We start from the raw sequence: 19,542 nt of genomic DNA on the forward strand, positions 1-19,542 counted from the left end.
ATTGCCCCCGAATTCGCGGGGCAAAGCCGCAGATGCAGGCAGTTTGATGGCGCCTTTCTGTATCTTTCTGTCGACCAAGCGACAACACGGGAAACAGGCACTTTTCGACCGCTTTTCAAGCGCTCGAACAGCGCTCTACACTGTACCGGTACAGTTCCGGGACATGTTCCGGGGGAAGGTGGGCTTGCGCGTTGGCATGGCCACGCCGCAAATCCCGCCCGGTCTGTAGCCCTGGCCGCCAGGACTATAAGAATTACAACAGAATGAGTGGAGCACTATGATCAAGATTTCCAAGCTGTTCGCCGCAATGGTTCTGGCCGGGGTAGCCAGCCATTCGTTTGCCGCCGATACCATCAAGATCGGCATCGCCGGTCCCAAGACGGGTCCTGTGACCCAGTACGGCGACATGCAGTTCATCGGCGCCAAGCAAGCCATCAAGGACATCAACGCCGCGGGCGGCGTCGATGGCAAAATGCTCGAAGCCAAGGAATACGACGACGCATGCGACCCTAAACAGGCCGTGGCAGTCGCCAACAAAGTGGTCAACGACGGCGTCAAGTTCGTGATCGGCCACCTGTGCTCCAGCTCTACTCAGCCTGCGTCCGACATCTACGAAGACGAAGGCGTGATCATGATCACCCCGGCCGCCACCTCGCCGGAAATCACCGCCCGTGGCTACAAGCTGATCTTCCGCACCATCGGCCTGGACAGCGCCCAGGGCCCGGCGGCCGGCAACTACATCGCCGACCACGTCAAGCCGAAAGTGGTCGCGGTACTGCACGACAAGCAGCAGTACGGTGAAGGCATCGCCACTGCGGTCAAGCAGACCCTGGAGAGCAAAGGCACCAAGGTTGCCGTGTTCGAAGGCCTGAATGCCGGTGACAAGGACTTCTCCTCGATCATCCAGAAGCTCAAGCAGAACAACGTCGACTTCGTCTACTACGGTGGCTACCACCCAGAGCTGGGCCTGATCCTGCGCCAGGCTCAGGAAAAAGGCCTGAAAGCCAAGTTCATGGGCCCGGAAGGCGTGGGTAACGACTCCATCTCGCAGATCGCCCAAGGCGCCTCCGAAGGCCTGCTGGTGACCCTGCCGAAGTCGTTCGATGCCGACCCGGAGAACAAGAAGATCGTCGATGCCATCAAGGCAGACGGCAAGGACCCAAGCGGCCCGTTCGTGTTCCCGGCCTACTCGGCTGTCGAACTGATCGCCCAGGGTATCAAGGCCGCCAAGTCCGAAGACACCGACAAGGTGGCAGCCGCCATCCACGCCGGCACCTTCAAGACCCCGACCGGCGAGCTGGCCTACGACGAGAAAGGCGACCTGAAAGACTTCAAGTTCGTGGTCTACGAATGGCACTTCGGCAAGCCGAAGACCGAAGTCTCCCCTCAGTAACTGCGTGACTAAATAGCTGACCGTAAAAAGCCCACTGTGCGAGCAGTGGGCTTTGTTTTACGAGGTTCATGAGCCTGGCTGCCGCGATCCGGATGCCGGCTCACCTGAAAATCTTAAAACCGTCACCCGCGGTTTCCTGGCCCTACCCCCGCCAGCGAAATGCAAATCAGGTTTTTAGGAGCGCTGTAATGCCTGAGATCTACCATTTCTTCCAACAACTGGTTAATGGATTGACCATCGGCAGCACCTATGCCTTGATCGCCATCGGTTACACGATGGTGTACGGCATCATTGGCATGATCAACTTCGCCCACGGCGAGGTGTACATGATCGGTTCCTATGTGGCCTTCATCGCCCTGGCGGGCCTGGCCATGATGGGTATCCATTCGCTGCCCATCCTGATGACCGTTGCCTTCGTCGCGACGATCTTCGTCACCAGTGCCTATGGCTACAGCATCGAACGGGTTGCCTACCGCCCCCTGCGCAACAGCAACCGCCTGATCCCGCTGATTTCCGCCATCGGCATGTCGATCTTCCTGCAGAACACCGTGCTGCTTTCGCAGGATTCCAAGGACAAGTCCATCCCCAACCTGATCCCCGGCAGTTTCTCGTTCGGCCCGGGCGGCGCGGAGGAAGTACTGATCAGCTACATGCAGATCCTGGTGTTCGTCGTCACCCTGGTGGCCATGACCCTGCTCACCCTGTTCATCTCCCGTTCTCGCCTGGGCCGCGCCTGCCGCGCCTGCGCCGAGGACATCAAGATGGCCAACCTGCTGGGCATCAACACCAACAACATCATCGCCCTCACCTTCGTCATCGGTGCCGCCCTGGCAGCCGTGGCGGCCGTGCTGCTGAGCATGCAGTACGGGGTGATCAACCCCAACGCCGGTTTCCTGGTGGGCCTGAAGGCCTTCACCGCGGCGGTGCTGGGTGGCATCGGCAGCATCCCGGGCGCCATGCTCGGCGGGCTGGTGCTGGGCGTGGCCGAAGCGTTTGGCGCCGATATCTTCGGTGACCAGTACAAGGACGTGGTGGCATTCGGCTTGTTGGTTCTTGTCCTGCTATTCCGGCCGACCGGCATCCTGGGCCGCCCGGAGGTTGAAAAAGTATGAACAGAAATCTCAAACAGGCGTTCTTCAGCGCCTTGCTGGTATGGGCCGTGGCCTTCCCGGTGCTGGGTCTGAAACTGAGCATCGACGGCATCAGCCTGGTAGTGCACAGCCAGGGTTCGTTCACCATCAGCATCATCGCCGTGTGTTCGGTGCTGATGTTCCTGCGCGTGCTGTTCGACAAGCAGTGGAGTTCGGTGATGGGCCGCCGCTCGGATCGCAAGCTGATCCCGCCGGCTGTCAGCAACTACCTGACCCTGCCGAAAACCCAGCGCTACGTGATCATCGGCCTGATCGTTGCCGCACTGGTGTGGCCGTTCTTCGGCTCGCGCGGTGCGGTCGATATCGCCACGCTGATCCTGATCTACGTGTTGCTGGGCCTGGGCCTGAACATCGTGGTCGGCCTGGCGGGCCTGCTCGATCTCGGTTACGTCGGCTTCTACGCCGTCGGCGCCTACAGCTATGCCATGCTCTCGCACTACCTGGGCTGGAGCTTCTGGGTGTGCCTGCCGATCGCCGGCCTGATGGCCGCCACCTTCGGCTTCCTGCTCGGCTTCCCGGTGCTGCGCCTGCGCGGCGACTACCTGGCGATCGTGACCCTGGGCTTCGGCGAGATCATCCGCCTGTTCCTGCGCAACCTTACCGACTGGACTGGCGGCCCCAACGGCATCAGCAACATCCCCAAGCCGGAGTTCTTCGGGCTCACCTTCGAACGCCGTGCCGCCGAGGGCATGCAGACCTTCCACGAGTTCTTCGGGCTGCAATACAACTCGATCAACAAGGTGATCTTCCTGTACCTGGTGGCGCTGCTGCTGGCCTTGCTGGCGCTGTTCGTGATCAACCGCCTGCTGCGCATGCCGATCGGCCGTGCCTGGGAAGCGCTGCGCGAAGACGAGATCGCCTGTCGCGCGCTGGGCCTGAACCCGACCATCATCAAGCTCTCGGCGTTTACCCTCGGTGCCTGCTTTGCCGGCTTCGCCGGCAGCTTCTTCGCCGCGCGCCAGGGCCTGGTGACGCCGGAGTCGTTCACCTTCATCGAGTCGGCAATCATCCTTGCCATCGTCGTGCTCGGCGGCATGGGCTCACAACTGGGCGTGATCCTCGCGGCCATCGTAATGATCCTGCTGCCCGAGCTGATGCGTGAGTTCAGCGAATACCGGATGCTGATGTTCGGTGCGCTGATGGTGTTGATGATGATCTGGCGTCCGCAGGGCCTGCTGCCCATGCAACGTCCACACATGGAGCTGCGTCGATGAGCCGCGAAATTCTGCAAGTCAGCGGCCTGAGCATGCGCTTCGGCGGCTTGTTGGCGGTCAACGGCGTGGCCCTGACCGTCAAGGAAAAACAGGTGGTGGCGCTGATCGGCCCGAACGGCGCCGGCAAGACCACCGTGTTCAACTGCCTGACCGGTTTCTACAAGCCCAGTGGTGGCACCATCCTGCTCGATGGCCAGCCCATCCAAGGCCTGGCCGGGCACCAAATCGCCCGCAAGGGCGTGGTGCGGACCTTCCAGAACGTGCGCCTGTTCAAGGAAATGACCGCGCTGGAAAACCTGCTGATTGCCCAGCACCGCCACCTCAACACCAACTTCTTCGCCGGCCTGTTCAAGACCCCGAACTTCCGCCGCAGCGAGAAAGAGGCCATGGAACGCGCGCAGTACTGGCTGGAGAAGGTCAACCTGACCGAATTCGCCAACCGTACCGCCGGCACCCTCGCCTACGGCCAGCAGCGTCGCCTGGAAATCGCCCGCTGCATGATGACCCAGCCGCGCATCATCATGCTCGACGAACCGGCCGCGGGCCTGAACCCGAGAGAGACCGAAGACCTGAAGGCGCTGATCGCCTACCTGCGGGAGTCGCACAACGTCACCGTGCTGCTGATCGAGCATGACATGAAGCTGGTGATGAGCATTTCCGACCATATCGTGGTGATCAACCAGGGCACCCCCCTGGCCCACGGTACGCCGGAACAGATCCGCGACAACCCTGATGTGATCAAAGCCTACCTGGGGGAAGCGTAAATGCTGAAGTTCGAAAACGTTTCCACCTTCTACGGCAAGATCCAGGCGCTGCACAGCGTCAACGTGGAGATCAACCAGGGCGAGATCGTTACCCTGATCGGCGCCAACGGCGCCGGCAAGTCGACCTTGCTGATGACCCTGTGCGGCTCGCCGCAGGCGCACAGCGGCAGCATCAAGTACCTGGGGGAAGAACTGGTCGGCCAGCCGTCCTCGCACATCATGCGCAAAAGCATCGCGGTAGTGCCGGAAGGTCGCCGCGTGTTCGCCCGCCTGACGGTCGAGGAAAACCTGGCCATGGGTGGTTTCTTCACCGACAAGGGCGACTATCAGGAGCAGCTGGACAAGGTGCTGCAGCTGTTCCCGCGCCTGAAGGAACGCTATATCCAGCGCGGCGGCACCATGTCCGGTGGCGAACAGCAGATGCTGGCCATCGGCCGGGCGCTGATGAGCAAGCCCAAGCTGCTGCTGCTCGACGAGCCTTCGCTGGGCCTGGCGCCAATCATCATCCAGCAGATCTTCGACATCATCGAACAACTGCGCCGTGATGGCGTAACGGTGTTCCTGGTCGAGCAGAACGCCAACCAGGCGCTGAAGATCGCAGACCGCGCCTATGTGCTGGAGAACGGCCGGGTGGTGATGCAGGGGACGGGTGAGGCACTGCTGACCGACCCCAAGGTACGCGACGCGTATCTGGGTGGTTGATTGGGAAAGGGCCTTCGGGCCCTTTTTAATGCCTGCAAGGAATGAATTGCCATTGCCGGCCCTTTCGCGGGTAAACCCGCTCCCACAGAGGTAGCACCATGCTTGAATCTGGCGCCGTACCTGTGGGAGCGGGTTTACCCGCGAAGAGGCCCGCACAAGCAACCATTAACTTGAGATCCACCGCCAGCCTGCGTAACGTGGCCCGCTTTCACGGCAAAGATCCCGGAGCCTGCCCTATCATGCGCCTCACCCCCACCCTGCTGCTCACCGCCATGCTGCCCCTGTTCGCCGGCTGCCAGCTCATGGCTGACGCCCCCAGCGACCCGAACATCGGCACCACGCGCATGCAGGGCGAGCTGCGCGCCGCCGGCGGCCAGCTGCTGTTCAAGCCCTGCAGCGAAAACCGTACCTTCGTGATCAACGACGTCGGCGCCACCGGCATCCTGCAAGAAGCCGCCAATCTCGCCGAAGACGCAAATGACAAACTGTTCGCCGACGTCCGTGGCCGCCTCGCCGGGACCAAGCAGGCCAATAACGACGGCCAGTTCGAGGTGCGCCGCCTGTACCGCCTGGAACCGTCCACGCGTGCCTGCGAAGACCCCAATTTCAAGCAGCTGACGCTGCGCGCCAACGGTCATGAGCCGGACTGGGACATCAAGGCCAGCGGCAAGGGCATGGTGCTCAACCGCGTCGGCCAGCCCCCCCTGCCCCTGCCCTTCCTGGAAGAAGAAGTACCCGGCGGCGGCCTTACCCTGAGCAGCGAAGCCAACGGCCAGCACGTCGAACTGTGGGTCGCACCGCAGCGCTGCGTGGGCAGCGCCACAGGCGCCATCTACCACCTGCGCGCCGAACTGCGCATCGACGGCAAGACCTTGCAGGGCTGCGGCTACTACGGCGGCGCGCGCGACAACTGATCGCCGGGCGCTTTTTATCCTGCCAGTCGGGGCGGCTAACAGCTTATACTTGGCGGTTTGTGTAAAGCCGCCGGCCGCCCATGGCCGGGATACTGGACCCTGCCATGCTACGAATCACCGAACTGAAGCTGCCCCTGGACCATCCCGACGAAGCCCTGCGTGATGCCATCATCCAGCGCCTGGGCATCCGCGACGAGCAACTGATCAGCTTCAACCTGTTCAAGCGCAGCTACGATGCGCGCAAGAAGAACAGCGAACTGCTGTTCATCTACACCATCGACCTGGAAGCCAGCAACGAAGCCGAGCTGCTGCTCAAGTTCGCCGATGATCGCAATATCGGCGTGGCACCCGACGTCACCTACAAGTACGTCGGCCAGGCCCCGGCCAACCTTGAACAACGTCCGATCGTGGTCGGCTTCGGCCCCTGCGGTATCTTCGCCGGCTTGCTGCTGGCGCAAATGGGCTTCAAGCCGATCATCCTCGAACGCGGCAAGGAAGTGCGCCAGCGCACCAAGGACACCTGGGGCCTGTGGCGCAAAAGCGTGCTCAATCCCGAGTCCAATGTGCAGTTCGGTGAAGGTGGCGCCGGGACCTTCTCCGACGGCAAGCTGTATAGCCAGATCAAGGACCCGCAACACCACGGCCGCAAAGTGCTCGAAGAGTTCGTCAAGGCCGGTGCCCCGGACGAGATCCTGTACATCAACAAGCCGCACATCGGTACCTTCCGCCTCACCGGCATGGTCGAGCAGATGCGCCAGGACATGATCGCCATGGGCGCCGAGGTGCGCTTTCAGGAGAAGGTCAGCGACCTGCTGATCGACGACGGCCAGGTGACCGGCGTGGTCCTGGAGAGCGGCGAGCAGCTGCATTCGCGCCATGTGGTACTGGCCCTCGGCCACAGTGCCCGCGACACCTTCCGCATGTTGCACGCCAAGGGCGTGTTCATGGAGGCCAAGCCGTTCTCGGTGGGCTTCCGTATCGAGCACCCGCAAACGCTGATCGACAAGGCGCGCCTGGGTAAATATGCCGGTCACCCGAAACTGGGTGCCGCCGACTACAAGCTGGTCTACCACGCCAAGAACGGCCGGTCGGTGTATAGCTTCTGCATGTGCCCGGGCGGCACCGTGGTCGCTGCCACCAGCGAGCCGGGCCGGGTGGTCACCAACGGCATGAGCCAGTACTCGCGTAACGAACGCAATGCCAACTCGGGTATCGTTGTCGGCATCGACCCCGAACGCGACTACCCGGGCGGCCCACTGGCCGGCATCGAACTGCAGGAGCGCCTGGAGGCACACGCCTACGTGATGGGTGGCAGCAACTACCAGGCGCCAGCGCAGCTGGTGGGTGACTTCGTCGCCGGCCGCGCTTCGACAGCGCTGGGCAGTGTCGAGCCGTCCTACAAACCGGGTGTGACCCTGGGTGACCTGGCGCCAAGCCTGCCGGACTTCGCCATCGAGGCTATCCGTGAGGCGCTGCCAGCCTTCGACCGGCAGATCAAGGGCTACAACCTGCATGACGCAGTGTTGACCGGGATCGAGACGCGTACTTCCTCGCCGCTGCGGATTACCCGTGGGGAGGATTTCCAGAGCCTGAACCTCAGGGGGCTGTTCCCGGCAGGAGAAGGGGCCGGGTATGCGGGCGGTATCCTGTCGGCAGGTGTCGACGGGATTCGCATTGCAGAGGCGGTGGCGCGGGATATGCTCGCCCTGTAATTTCGAATGCCTGTACGGGCCCCTTCGCGGGTGAACCCGCTCCCACAGGATTTTCCACATGGCTGAATCATGTGGGGTACTTGTGGGAGCGGGTTCACCCGCGAAGGGGCCGTACAAACCTCAGAGAATTCCGCCACACCAGTCTGACTTCCCCTCCACCCTTCCCCTCAATATGCATCTAGGCTTGCACCAGGCTTGGCAGTAACCCCATATAACAAAAACGAATATAGTTTTTATTTCAAAGCATATCGCCACAGACCAGGGTGTACGCCCATTCCATTCGTAAACTGCTCATGGAGAGCCCATAGCCCGTGCGTAGCCTGTTTACCCGTTTCTTCCAGCTAGAAGCCGCCAGCGGCGTGCTGCTGATCGTCGCCGCCATTCTGGCCCTGGTCATGAACAACTCGCCGCTTTCCTACCTGTACAGCGGCCTGCTGGACATCCCCGTCGCCGTCCAGGTTGGCGCGCTGAACATCGCCAAGCCGTTGCTGCTGTGGATCAACGACGGTCTGATGGCCCTGTTCTTCCTGCTTATCGGCCTGGAGGTCAAGCGCGAGGTGGTCGACGGCCAGCTGTCAAAGCCGTCGCAGGTAATTCTGCCTGCTACCGCCGCCGTCGGCGGCATGGTAGTACCCGCATTGCTCTACTGGTTCATCAACCGCGACAACCCGGCTGCCGTGACGGGCTGGGCGATCCCCACTGCTACCGACATTGCCTTTGCCCTGGGCGTTCTGGCCTTGTTGGGCAGGCGCGTTCCGGCGTCACTGAAGCTGTTCCTGATGACCCTGGCGATCATCGACGACCTGGGTGCGATTATTGTCATCGCCCTGTTCTACTCAGGCACCCTGTCAAGCTTGTCGCTGATGCTCGCGGCCGGCTGCCTGGTCACGCTGGTCGCGATGAACCGGCTTGGGGTGTTCAAATTAGGGCCGTACATGGTCGTTGGCCTGATCCTGTGGGTGTGCGTGCTCAAGAGTGGCGTGCATGCCACACTGGCCGGAGTCACCCTGGCCTTTTGCATCCCGCTGCGTACCCGCAATGCAGAAGCTTCGCCCCTGCTGGCCCTCGAGCATGCGCTGCACCCTTGGGTGGCCTACGCGATTCTGCCGCTGTTCGCGTTTGCCAATGCCGGGGTTTCACTGGCTGGCATGACCATCGACAGCTTCACCCACCCAGTGCCGATGGGTATCGCGATTGGCCTGCTGCTGGGCAAGACCGTAGGTGTTTTCGGCCTGACCTGGCTAGCGGTCAAACTCGGCATCGCCGCTTTGCCGGCAGGTGCCCGCTGGGGGCAAATGTTTGGCGTCGCAATCCTGTGCGGGATTGGTTTTACCATGAGCCTGTTCGTGGGCTCACTCGCCTTCGAGCCCGGCAGTAGCGAGTTCGCAGGCATGGACCGCATGGGCATTCTCACCGGTTCGTTCCTCGCCGCAGTGCTTGGCTATACCATCACTGCCATGGCCAGCCGCAAACCCGCCATCCACTGATACACCCGCAGCATGAAAAAACCCCGACTGGCGAGCAGCCATGTCGGGGTTTTCTGTAGTTGCGGTACGGTCAGTGCGAGACGCGGCTGGTACCGTCGACGGTCATGATGCGCACGCGGTCGCCAACGCGGAAAATCTCGTTCTCTTGCACAGCCTGCACGTAGGCACGCATGCTGCCGTCGTCTTCACGCACGGTGATCTCGACACCCTGGGTGCGAGTCAGCCCTTCTTCGGCGGCGGAACCTGCCAGGCCACCGGCCACGGCGCCGATCACAGCGGCAACGATGCTGCCACGGCCACCGCCCACGGCGCTGCCGGCAACACCACCGACGATGGCACCCGCACCACCGCCGATCGGGGTCTTGGTGCCCTCGATCTTGACCGGGCGCAGGGATTCGATGGTGCCCATACGCACGGTTTGCACGCGGCGGGCCTCGTCACGAGAGTAGCTATCGCCGGTCAGGCTCGAGGCACAGCCCCCCAGCAGCAGCGACATGGTGGTGAAGGTTGCCACCAGCAAAGCGGATGTACGCATGGGTAAAATCTCCATAAGTCAGGTGCTTATTAGACGCTGCACGTTGACCGCTGTCACGGTACAAACGCAATAAAATTGTTTTCATTCAGCCGGGGTACAGCCGCTGCGGCTGTGCCAAGCGCCATTCAAGTGAGACCAAGAATAGCCATGGATTACTTCATCATCGTGGTCACAACCGCTGCAGGGCTGTATTTCCACGGCTGGTTGTACCTGCGCATTCGCCGCTGGATGGACCGCGACCTGGCATTGTCGCTGGCGGGGGCAGACCCGGGCAAACGCGCCTATATGCTGCAACGATTGCAGCAGGCGCGGACGCAGAAGGTGGGGCGCAAGCAGTTGGCGGGATGGTTGCAGCGGGAGGCGAAGGGTTATTCGCGCTAGCCTGGTGGGTTTGCGGGGGCAGCAAGGCAGCCCCCAGGATATCAGGGTGCCAGCCGCTCCCGCAGCCATTGCCCGTCGACCAGCCGATAGTTCAACCGGTCATGCAGGCGGCTTGAACGCCCCTGCCAGAACTCGATGCGCTCCGGCAGCAAACGGTAGCCACCCCAGTGTTCAGGGCAATGCGGCTGGGTGTCAGAGAAGCGCGCCTCGGTGGCCTTGACCAGGCCCTCAAGCTCCTCACGACCGGCAATCACCCGGCTTTGCGGCGAAGCCCAGGCCCCCAGGCGGCTGCCGAGCGGGCGCACCTGGTAGTAGTCGTCCGACTCCTTGGCCGTGACCTTTTCCACCCGCCCTTCAATACGTACCTGGCGCTCCAGCGCCGGCCAGAAGAAGGTCATGGCAGCGAAAGGGTTGGCCTGTAGCTGCTGGCCCTTGGCACTGTCGTAGTTGGTAAAGAAGGTGAAACCCCGCTCATCGAGCCCCTTCAGCAGCAACACGCGGCAGTGCGGGCGACCGTCACCATCGACCGTGGCAATGGTCATGGCGTTGGCTTCCACCGGCGCCTGCTCGGTTTTCACCGCATCGGCAAACCACTGGTGGAACAAGGCGAATGGCTCGCCCGGCGCCTGGGCTTCAGCCAGGCCATCACGGGTGTAGTCGCGGCGCATATCGGCCAGGGATTGGGTCATTGCTGCGTTCCTTGACGATCAATTGGTCTTCGCAGGGCTGTTGGAAGCTACTTTCTTGTCCGCGGTAGCTTTCTTGGCGACCGGTTTGGCCGGCGCGGCTTTCTTCTTGGCGGTGGCTTTTACCGGGGCCTTGGCCTTGGCTGCCGGTTTTTTCGCCGCAGGTTTGGCTGCAGGCTTGCTGTCAGCGACCTTGGCTGCAGGTGCCTTGGCATCCTGCACCGCCACCATCGAGGCCGGGGTCGGTGCCGGGGTAGCCTGCTGATATTTGGCCAGCAATGCGACCATGGTGTTCTGCGGCGTCAGCAGCATTTCCACGCGGCGGTTCAGGGCACGGCCCTCGGCGCTGTCGTTGGCGGCGCGCGGCATGACCGAACCCATGCCCTTGAGCGTCAGGCGGTCACGTTGCAAGCCACTGAGGCGGAAGATGGCCGACACCGAAGCGGCGCGCTCCAGGCTGAGCTTCTGGTTGGCAGCGGCAGCACCACTGGTGTCGGCATGGCCCAGCACCAGCACGGCGGTCTTGGGGTCGCCCTCAACCGTTTTGGCCACGCGGGTGATGGGGCCGAGGGTCATGGGCAGCAGCATGTTCGGGCGGTCAGGGTTGTACGCGCTGTCCACCGGGATGGTGACGGCCAGCACGTTGTCGCGGCGCTCCAGCTCCAGCTTGCTGTCCTTGATCGCTTCACGCAGCTTGGGCTCGTACTCGTCCAGCCAGGCCTGGGTGGCCTTCTGGTCGATCTTCGGCACGACTGGCCCCTTGGCCTGCTTGTCGTCACCCCCAAACGGCCACCACCAGCGGCTGGCACTCTCGGACTTGGCGTCGGCCTTGGCGACGTTTTCGCTGACGGCTTGCTTCACTTCCTGCTCGGCAACCTTGTCCGAACCAAAGGGCCACCAGCTCGAGCCACTGGTCTTGGAGCCGTCCGGGGAGTGGCTGGCACAGCCGGTGACGGCGGTCAGGCACAGGGCGAGTGCTAAGGTTTTATGTGAAGACATCAGCGATACACCATGAAATAGAAAGAAAATTTGCCCACACACTTCAGGCGTTGGCAATGAGGATAGTCAAAGGGGTGGGGCAATACCCGCGTTACCCGATCAAAGGCAACTGGCAAGGACACGTACCAGTTTCTGGGCTCGTGGGTCCATGAGCACATAAGGGCCGAGGGTATTGACCACGAAACCGAAGGCCACATCGTGCTCCGGGTCGGCGAACCCGACCGACCCACCGGCGCCGGGGTGGCCGAAGGCGCGGGCGCCGAGGCCGAAGGTGGCATTGGCCACATCCGGCTGGTCGAGCATGCAGCCCAGGCCGAAACGGGTCTGGGTGAGCAAGGTGCGGTCCTGGCCGAGGCTGTGCTCGCGGGTCAATTCGTCGAGCAGTTCGGATTCGAGCAGGCTGCCGTCCAGCAGACCGGCATAAAAGCCCGCCAGGCTACGTGCATTGCCATGGCCGTTGGCCGCCGGCTGCTGCATGCGTCGCCATTCCGGCTTGTTGGTACTGGTGAGGATCGCCGGCGGGTTGGTGAACGCACGGGTCGAAAGTGCCTCGGGTTCACGCATGGTCACCTGCAACAGGCGCTGTGCTGCAGCATCGCCAGGGTTGCCTTTGCCGCGGGCGATATGCGCCACGCGGTGGAACTCCTCATCCGCCAGGCCTACATGGAAGTCCAGCCCCAACGGGCGCGCGGTGCGGGCCACGATCGAGTCGCCGGGGCCGCGGCCGTCGGCACGGCGAATCAGCTCGCCGATCAACCAGCCATAGGTGATGGCGGCATAGCCATGTTCGCTACCGGGCGTCCACCATGGAGTTTCCGCAGCCAGGGCATCGACCATGGTCTGCCAGTCATACAGCGCTTCGGCCGGCAACAGTTCACGGATGGCCGGCAAGCCGGCACGGTGACTGAGCAGGTGGCGCAGGGTAATCGACTGTTTACCACCCTGGGCGAACTCGGGCCAGTAATTGGCAACCGGGGCATCGAGACCCAGCTTGCCCTCGCCCACCAACTGCAAGGCGGTAACGGCGGTGAAGGTCTTGGTACAGGAGAACAGGTTGGCGATGGTATCGCTGTGCCAGGCCTGCTGGCCATCCTTGTCGGCACTGCCAGCCCACAGGTCGACGACCGTCTCGCCCCCCACCTGAATGCACAGCGCGGCGCCACGCTCCTGGGGATCATCGAACAGCGCGGCGAACGCTTCGCGCACGGCTTCGAACTTCAGCTCATAGTGACCCTGGATCTGCACCCGCTGTTCTCCGTACGACCATATCCAAAAGGGTGTGCATTGTTTCAGTAGTTTGGCGTTTTGCAAACTGGCTTGGGCTGGGTGGTCGCGATGAACGGTATTCATCGCAACACCAGGCCGCTCATGCACAGACCGCAGCAGCCCGTGCTACGGGGCTGGCTTTTCCAGTTGGGCGCGGAGCTCGGCCAAAGCCTGCAGGTTGCTCTTGCGCACGGCATCGACGAACCCCGGGTACGGCACATCGGTGATCGCCACCAGCCCGAGGTGCCCGTTCTCACCATCGAGCAAGCGGCCACTGGCCGGCTGGTCGAGGTACTGGAACCAGTGCGCGCCGACGATCATCGGCTGCGCCATGGCCGCTTTGAGGAAATTGCCATAGGCCGGGCCACGGTCTTCTTCCCGCGCCACTTCCAGCGGCCCCGGCCAGAACGGCCCGCGATCACGCGAACCAAACTGGAACTCCGATACCAGCACCGGTTTGTCCAGCTCGGCCAGGCGGGCGAAGTCGTAGCCGTCCTGCGGCTTGAGGGTATAGAAGTTGAAGCTGAGCACATCACAGAACTCGGCGCAGGCGTTGACCGCCTCCGGCGTGCTGACGGCGTAGCGGCCACCGAGCAGCAGGTGATTGGGGGCGTGCCAGCGCAGCGAATCGGCAATGGTGCGGAAGTAGGTTTCGGCGAACACTTGCTGGAAGTGCTGATAGTCACGTTCGATTTCCGGGTGCTCTGCGCTGGGCAGCGGCGCCTCGAAGCCTGGGTCTTCCATCAGCTCCCAGGCAGCCAGCTCGATGCCCCAGGCCTTGGACAGGCCTTCCTGGTTGCGGTATTTGTCGCGCAACTGCTTGAGGAACGCGCGCTTGGCCGGCACATCGGTAGTCAAGCGCAAGGTGCCGTAGGCCAGACCGTATCGGGCCTTGGGGTCACTGCCGGGGGCGGCCCAGGCCAACTCGTTGTCGGCGAAGTAGCCCACCAGCCAGGGGTCGTCCCGGTGATCGCGGGCAGCAATGGCCACGGCGCGTTCGGTGGCCATGGCAAAGCGCGGGTCGAACGGGTCGGGCATGCGGCCCCACCAGTCCATGCCGGTACTGATGCTGGCGTAATCACCCACGATCGCCAACGGCAGGGTGTACGGCATGCGCCTGGCCTGGGCAAGGCCGGGTTCACTCCAGTTGCCGACCGTATTGAAACCCCAGGCCTGCAGGCGGTCGAGTGCGTGCCCCTGCCAGCGGGCAGCATCCAGCACCAGCGGCGGGCAGTTGGCCGGCTGCCCTTCTGCTGCGGGCGGGCAGGGTTTGCCATAGGTGCGCTGGACATTGGCGGCATAGAAATCGAACCAGCGCCCCTTTTTGAAGTTGCGCCCTTGCGAAGAGGCATTGCCATCGTCGTTGTTGCCTTCGCCATAGAACGCGGCCAGTTCGTCGCCCTCGGCAGGCAACCCTTTGAACATGCCCTCACGCCCGGCGATATAGGTGCGACCGCCATCGGCAGCTACTGCGTTGACCCCCAGGGAATAGAACGGGTGGCCGTCCGGCGTTAACAGGTACCAGCGGCCATCACGCTTTTCGGTGCGGAAGAAGCCCTTGGGCTCGAATGCCGGCCCGGCCAGCAGCCCGCCGTAAGCGTCCAGCTGCTGCTTGCCACGCTCTGCCAGCCAGCCTTTGAGTTGTTGCTGCTCACGCGCACCGGTCGCCTTCAGCTGTTCGTCATTGGCGATCTTTTCCGGCCATTGGGCGCGGGTGGACTGGCCGTAGGCATCGATCAGCTCATGGTAAGCCGCCTGGTAGGCCTGGTCGTCATCCTGAATGCCAACCCGTTCGATCAGCAGGTTTTGCGCTGCCTTGGGGTTGGGGATACTGAGGCTGACCGAAGCCACCTGCTTGAGGTCGAGCGCACCGACGCTGCTGGTCAGCAGCAGGCGCTGGCCGCCATGGTTCCATGGCATCGGCGGGCCGGCACGCATGCCCTGGCTCAACGGCGAGCTGGCTGTCAGCGGCACTATCACGGTCTGGGCAGGGCCCGCCGGCAAGTCGATGCGGCTGGTCAATGTACGACCATCGCTGCCTTGCACCGTGACATCCACGGTCAGCGCCCAGTCCATGGCACTTTGCAGGCGCAAGGTGAGAAACTGCCCGGCGGACCAGTCCCACACGCCGGCTTGGGGGCTCAGGCGCAGGGTCGGCCGCTCGGCCGGGTTGAACACCACACGGCGCAATACCTCGCCTTCGGCCGTCTGTTCCGCGTTGTACTGCGGCATGCCGGCATCCTCGGTGACCACGTTGACCACCGAGGCCGGGCGCACGAAGCTGAACAGCGTCTGCTGCCCGGCCAGCAACGGCGAGCTGAACAACAGGGCAAAAACGGCGGGCAGGGTGCGACGGACCATAAGGCTGTGGCTCTCCTTCAGGGCCATCATGGCCCAGGGCTGAGTAGTGGACAACGCGCCGGAGCAAGTGCTCCGACGGTCAGGAAATCTCCCGCCGGAACGGCGGCAGCGCATTGAGAATAGCCTTGCCGTAGCGTTGGGTGACCAGGCGCCGGTCAAGCAAGGTGATGACGCCGCGATCCTGCTCGGTACGCAGCAGGCGGCCGCAAGCCTGGATCAGGCGCAGCGAGGCGTCGGGCACGGCGATTTCCATGAACGGGTTGCCACCACGGGCCTCGATCCACTCCGCCAGCGCGGCTTCCACGGGGTCATCGGGCACGGCAAACGGAATCTTGGCGATCACCACATGCTCGCAGTACGCACCAGGAAGGTCGACACCCTCGGCAAAGCTGGCCAGGCCGAACAGTACGCTGTGCTGGCCATCGTCTACCCGCGCCTTGTGCTTGTTCAGGGTTTCCTGCTTGGACAGGTTGCCCTGGATAAGCACCAGCTTGCGCCAGTCACGGTCCAGGCCGTCGAACACTTCCTGCATCTGCTTGCGCGAAGAGAACAGCACCAGCGCGCCGCGGGCACCTTCGACGATATTTGGCAGCTCGCGGATGATCGCCGCAGTATGTGCCGCCGCGTCGCGGGGGTCGGCCTGCAGGTCGGGGACCCGCAGCACACCGGCATCGCCATGCACGAACGGGCTGGGCACCACGCAGGTGACCGCATCGCGGGGCAGGCCCGAACGCATGCGGAACCTGTCGAACTTGCCCAGCGCGGTCAATGTCGCCGACGTCACCAGCGCACCGTGGGCAACGCTCCACAAGCTGCGGCGGAGCATTTCGGCGGCGAGGATAGGGCTGGCGTTGACCTCGATGTCGAACAGCGCACCGCTTTCGGCCAGGGTCAGCCAGCGGGCCATGGGCGGGCTGTCCTCCGGGTCTTCGGCGGTAAAGGCCGTCCACAGCTCCCAGTTGCCCTGGGCACGGGTGACCAGGCTACCGAACAGCGGGTACCACTCCTCGGCCTGATGGCTGGCGATACCAATGCTTACCTCGCCATCCATGCCTTCCTTGAGCAGGTCGGCCAGGCGGGTGAACAGGTCGTTGAGGCGGGCAAAGCCCTTTTTCAACTCGATGCCCACTTCGCGGATCTGCTCCGGCACCACGCCACCCTCGAAGCGGTAGCGCGGGCGCTCGCGGCCCTCGGTGTCCTCGGTGGGGCGGAAGTCGGCAACCTGCTCGCACAGGGTGAACATGAACTGCTGCTGGGTGCGCACTTCACGCGCCAGTTCGGGCACCTGCTCGATGTACTTGCCCAGGTCGCCGGGCAGCGGGTGCTGGGCCAGCAGCTTGGTGAGGTTCTTGGCGGTCTGCTCCAGCCAGTCGGCAGTGGAACGCAAGCGCGAATAATGAGCGAAATGGCCGATCGCCTTGTCTGGCAGGTGATGGCCTTCGTCGAACACGTACATGGTGTCGCGCGGGTCAGGCAGTACCGCCCCGCCGCCCAGCGCCAGGTCGGCCAGGACCATGTCGTGGTTGGTGACAATAACGTCGACCTTGCCCATGCCCTCGCGGGCCTTGTAGAACACGCACTGCTGGAAGTTCGGGCAGTGGCGGCCGGTGCACTGGCTGTGGTCGGTGGTCAGGCGTGCCCAGTCCTGGTCTTCCAGGGCCTCGGGCCAGCTGTCACGGTCACCGTCCCAGCGGTTGCCGGCGAGTTTCTCGATCATGCTGTTGAACAGCTTCTGGCTGCGCTCGTCGACTTCGATGTGGAAGCCTTCTTCCTCGAACAGCTGCGCGGTGGCCGACTGGGCGTGGCCCTCCTGCAGCAGGATGTCGAGTTTGGACAGGCACAGGTAACGGCCACGGCCCTTGGCCAGGGCGAAGCTGAAATTGAGCCCGCTGTTGCGCATCAGGTCGGGCAGGTCCTTGAAGACGATCTGCTCCTGCAGGGCGACGGTGGCAGTGGCGATGACCAGGCGCTTGCCGGCAGCCTTGGCGGCCGGAATGGCGGCCAGGCTGTAGGCCACCGTCTTGCCGGTACCGGTGCCCGCCTCCACTGCCACCACGGCGGGCTCGCCGGCACGGCGGCCTTCATCGTCGCAGGCAATGTCGCCGAGCACTTTGGCCACTTCGGCGATCATCAGGCGCTGGCCATAGCGCGGCTTGAGGCTCTTGGCTTCGAGAAAACGCGAGTAGGCGCCCTGGATGGTGGCTTTGAGTTCGGTGCTGATCATGGTCTGCAGGCGCCCGGAGGGCTGGATATATTTTCAGTGTTTCGCATGGGGCGGCTATCATACCCCGCTATTGCCCTTTGTGCCGCATGGAGATCCTGATGCTTGCCTTTGCCCTGCCCTACACACTGCATGTTCTGGCCGCCCTGGTGTGGGTCGGCGGCATGTTCTTCGCCTGGCTGGTGCTGCGCCCGGCAACGGTTGCAGCCCTTGAGGGCCCTGCGCGGCTGCGTCTGTGGGTGGAAGTTTTCCGACGCTTCTTCGGCTGGGTCTGGCTGGCGGTGGCGATCTTGGCGATAAGTGGTATCGGCATGTTGCACATGCGTTTCAGCGGTTTCGAGACTGCGCCGAAGTATGTACAGGTGATGATTGGCGGGGGAATTGCCATGTTTGCCCTGTTCTTGCGCGTGCAGGCGTTGCTGCTGCCGGAACTGAAGGCGGCTGTCCAGGCCGAGGACTGGGCGGCGGGTGCAGCGGTGCTGGGACGGATTCGGCGGATGGTGGGGGTTAACCTGCTGCTGGGGATTGCCGTGGTGGCGGTGGCCAGCTCGCGGGGGATGGTGTGACAGTTGGGCCAGCCGCAGCACATTCAGCGCCTGTGAGATCGAGCGCCGCCGCTTCCCCTCAACCATCCCGCCGCACCTTCCGCACCCGGGGAATGGACATCACATGAAAAATCCCCGTCAACACTATCTGCAGCCGGTCGAACCAGCGGTGGCTGCGCCCTCGCAGGCTGCCATTGAAAAACAGCACTTCCAGCAGGTGCAGCCCCAGCAACACGATGCCCGTGGCATTGATCAGCAGATTGAAGGGCAACGGTTGCGGCACCAGCTGGTTGAACAGCAGCACTCCCCAGAAAGCGACCGTCAGGACCTTGCCCAGTCCCAGGATGAACTTCATGGCGTTCTCCCTACCGTTTTGAAAGCCAGGCTGGGGGGCTGCCCCCTTTACCCTTCCATCGCCCGGGATACCGAGCGCCGCCTGGGCGGCGCTCGGTATCACACAGACTGCAGAGCGCAAACCTTCAGCGCTGGATCTTGATCTCGGTACGACGGTTCATGGAGCGCCCTTCGGCCGTGGCATTGTCCGCCACTGGCTGGGTTTCACCGGCACCTACCACCGAAACGAAGCTGCTGCGCGGTACACCGCTCTCGACCAGGTAGTCGGTCACCGAGTGGGCACGGCGCTCGGACAGTTTCTGGTTGTAGCTGTCGGAGCCGACGCTGTCGGTATGGCCGCTGACACTCAGGCGGGCAGAAGGCGCTTCCTGTTTCAGGCGCGTGGCAATGGTATTGAGGCGCTCCTTGTCACGGGCGGTCAGCCGCGCAGAGTCGAACTCGAAGTGCACATCGCGGATGACGATGACTTCTTCTTTCTGCACCACCACTTCCTCAACCACCGGGGCCGGCTCTGGTGGGCAGCCATTGGCATCGACCTGCACGCCGCGCGGGGTGCCGGGGCACTTGTCGCGGCTGTCCGGAACGCCATCGCCATCCTCGTCGCCATCACCGTGAGCCCAGCAGTAGCCCGCCGCCAGGCCACCGCCCAGCAACGCGCCCCAGCCAGCCCAGCTGGAACTCTCGATGGCACCCAGGGCGGCGCCGCCTACACCCCCGACGGCGGCACATTTAGGCCAGTCGGTTTTTTGCAAACCTGCACAACCAGTCAACACACTGGTCAGCAGTACCAGGGGTAACGCTGTGCGTACTATGCTCATTTCATTGCTTCTCCTAGGGGGAATCGGCATAAGGCCGAT

Annotated in this window: 18 protein-coding genes; 10 read left to right on the forward strand and 8 right to left on the reverse strand. The window is 63.2% G+C overall.

The window, feature by feature from the left end; translation table 11 throughout:
- The first annotated feature begins 277 nt into the window (after nucleotides 1-277).
- From AC5O5I_RS22305 to nhaA, 8 genes are all read left to right on the forward strand, one after another.
- On the forward strand, nucleotides 278-1,393 hold the full coding sequence (locus AC5O5I_RS22305) for a branched-chain amino acid ABC transporter substrate-binding protein (protein WP_172229089.1): 1,116 nt from the start codon (nucleotides 278-280) through the stop codon (nucleotides 1,391-1,393).
- Between the two features lie 188 nt (nucleotides 1,394-1,581).
- Nucleotides 1,582-2,505, forward strand: coding sequence for a high-affinity branched-chain amino acid ABC transporter permease LivH (livH, locus tag AC5O5I_RS22310; RefSeq protein WP_008097482.1), 924 nt, complete (start codon nucleotides 1,582-1,584; stop codon nucleotides 2,503-2,505).
- Nucleotides 2,502-3,758 (forward strand): high-affinity branched-chain amino acid ABC transporter permease LivM, encoded by a 1,257-nt coding sequence (locus tag AC5O5I_RS22315; RefSeq protein WP_172229091.1) that lies wholly within the window; start codon nucleotides 2,502-2,504, stop codon nucleotides 3,756-3,758. Before livH ends, AC5O5I_RS22315 begins: the two co-directional genes overlap by 4 nt.
- The gene (gene livG / locus AC5O5I_RS22320; protein WP_172229093.1) at nucleotides 3,755-4,522 is read left to right on the forward strand and encodes a high-affinity branched-chain amino acid ABC transporter ATP-binding protein LivG; all 768 of its coding nucleotides are present in this window, start codon (nucleotides 3,755-3,757) and stop codon (nucleotides 4,520-4,522) included. The genes AC5O5I_RS22315 and livG overlap by 4 nt, the downstream gene beginning before the upstream one ends.
- Nucleotides 4,523-5,224: an ABC transporter ATP-binding protein gene (locus AC5O5I_RS22325; RefSeq protein WP_003254879.1), complete on the forward strand. Its 702-nt coding sequence runs from the start codon at nucleotides 4,523-4,525 to the stop codon at nucleotides 5,222-5,224.
- A gap of 239 nt (nucleotides 5,225-5,463) precedes the next feature.
- The gene (locus AC5O5I_RS22330) at nucleotides 5,464-6,138 is read left to right on the forward strand and encodes a COG3650 family protein (RefSeq protein WP_172228554.1); all 675 of its coding nucleotides are present in this window, start codon (nucleotides 5,464-5,466) and stop codon (nucleotides 6,136-6,138) included.
- A 104-nt stretch (nucleotides 6,139-6,242) separates the two neighbouring features.
- Nucleotides 6,243-7,850, forward strand: a complete 1,608-nt coding sequence (locus AC5O5I_RS22335; protein ID WP_172228552.1) for an NAD(P)/FAD-dependent oxidoreductase — start codon at nucleotides 6,243-6,245, stop codon at nucleotides 7,848-7,850.
- A 311-nt stretch (nucleotides 7,851-8,161) separates the two neighbouring features.
- Nucleotides 8,162-9,337: a Na+/H+ antiporter NhaA gene (gene nhaA / locus AC5O5I_RS22340; protein WP_172287971.1), complete on the forward strand. Its 1,176-nt coding sequence runs from the start codon at nucleotides 8,162-8,164 to the stop codon at nucleotides 9,335-9,337.
- 70 nt (nucleotides 9,338-9,407) lie between these two features.
- Here the strand turns inward: nhaA and AC5O5I_RS22345 are convergent, their stop codons facing one another.
- The gene (locus tag AC5O5I_RS22345) at nucleotides 9,408-9,872 is read right to left on the reverse strand and encodes an outer membrane lipoprotein (RefSeq protein WP_172228548.1); all 465 of its coding nucleotides are present in this window, start codon (nucleotides 9,870-9,872) and stop codon (nucleotides 9,408-9,410) included.
- A 147-nt stretch (nucleotides 9,873-10,019) separates the two neighbouring features.
- Here AC5O5I_RS22345 and AC5O5I_RS22350 point away from each other — a divergent pair, with 147 nt between their 5' ends.
- The gene (locus tag AC5O5I_RS22350) at nucleotides 10,020-10,253 is read left to right on the forward strand and encodes a hypothetical protein (RefSeq protein ID WP_172228546.1); all 234 of its coding nucleotides are present in this window, start codon (nucleotides 10,020-10,022) and stop codon (nucleotides 10,251-10,253) included.
- A gap of 41 nt (nucleotides 10,254-10,294) precedes the next feature.
- Here the strand turns inward: AC5O5I_RS22350 and pdxH are convergent, their stop codons facing one another.
- The 5 genes from pdxH to dinG all read right to left on the reverse strand — a co-directional run bounded on the left by pdxH (nucleotide 10,295) and on the right by dinG (nucleotide 17,789).
- The gene (gene pdxH, locus AC5O5I_RS22355) at nucleotides 10,295-10,942 is read right to left on the reverse strand and encodes a pyridoxamine 5'-phosphate oxidase (protein WP_172228544.1); all 648 of its coding nucleotides are present in this window, start codon (nucleotides 10,940-10,942) and stop codon (nucleotides 10,295-10,297) included.
- A gap of 18 nt (nucleotides 10,943-10,960) precedes the next feature.
- Nucleotides 10,961-11,938, reverse strand: a complete 978-nt coding sequence (locus AC5O5I_RS22360; RefSeq protein ID WP_172287965.1) for an OmpA family protein — start codon at nucleotides 11,936-11,938, stop codon at nucleotides 10,961-10,963.
- A 99-nt stretch (nucleotides 11,939-12,037) separates the two neighbouring features.
- Entirely contained in the window at nucleotides 12,038-13,183 is a 1,146-nt protein-coding gene (locus AC5O5I_RS22365; protein WP_172228540.1) for a serine hydrolase domain-containing protein, read from the reverse strand.
- A 147-nt stretch (nucleotides 13,184-13,330) separates the two neighbouring features.
- Nucleotides 13,331-15,565 carry a beta-galactosidase gene (locus tag AC5O5I_RS22370; protein WP_494511588.1) on the reverse strand — a complete coding sequence of 745 codons (2,235 nt, stop codon included), beginning with the start codon at nucleotides 15,563-15,565 and terminating at the stop codon, nucleotides 13,331-13,333.
- A gap of 79 nt (nucleotides 15,566-15,644) precedes the next feature.
- Nucleotides 15,645-17,789 carry an ATP-dependent DNA helicase DinG gene (gene dinG, locus AC5O5I_RS22375; RefSeq protein ID WP_172229223.1) on the reverse strand — a complete coding sequence of 715 codons (2,145 nt, stop codon included), beginning with the start codon at nucleotides 17,787-17,789 and terminating at the stop codon, nucleotides 15,645-15,647.
- A 98-nt stretch (nucleotides 17,790-17,887) separates the two neighbouring features.
- Between dinG and AC5O5I_RS22380 the strand changes: the two genes are divergently transcribed.
- Nucleotides 17,888-18,352, forward strand: coding sequence for a CopD family protein (locus tag AC5O5I_RS22380; RefSeq protein WP_172229221.1), 465 nt, complete (start codon nucleotides 17,888-17,890; stop codon nucleotides 18,350-18,352).
- A 58-nt stretch (nucleotides 18,353-18,410) separates the two neighbouring features.
- Here AC5O5I_RS22380 and AC5O5I_RS22385 read toward each other — a convergent pair whose 3' ends face one another.
- Nucleotides 18,411-18,686: a DUF1145 domain-containing protein gene (locus AC5O5I_RS22385; RefSeq protein WP_172229220.1), complete on the reverse strand. Its 276-nt coding sequence runs from the start codon at nucleotides 18,684-18,686 to the stop codon at nucleotides 18,411-18,413.
- 124 nt (nucleotides 18,687-18,810) lie between these two features.
- Nucleotides 18,811-19,503, reverse strand: a complete 693-nt coding sequence (locus tag AC5O5I_RS22390) for a PA1041 family peptidoglycan-binding anchor lipoprotein (RefSeq protein WP_172229218.1) — start codon at nucleotides 19,501-19,503, stop codon at nucleotides 18,811-18,813.
- Nucleotides 19,504-19,542: the final 39 nt, after the last annotated feature.

The organism is Pseudomonas sp. 9_2_1 (assembly GCF_059295275.1).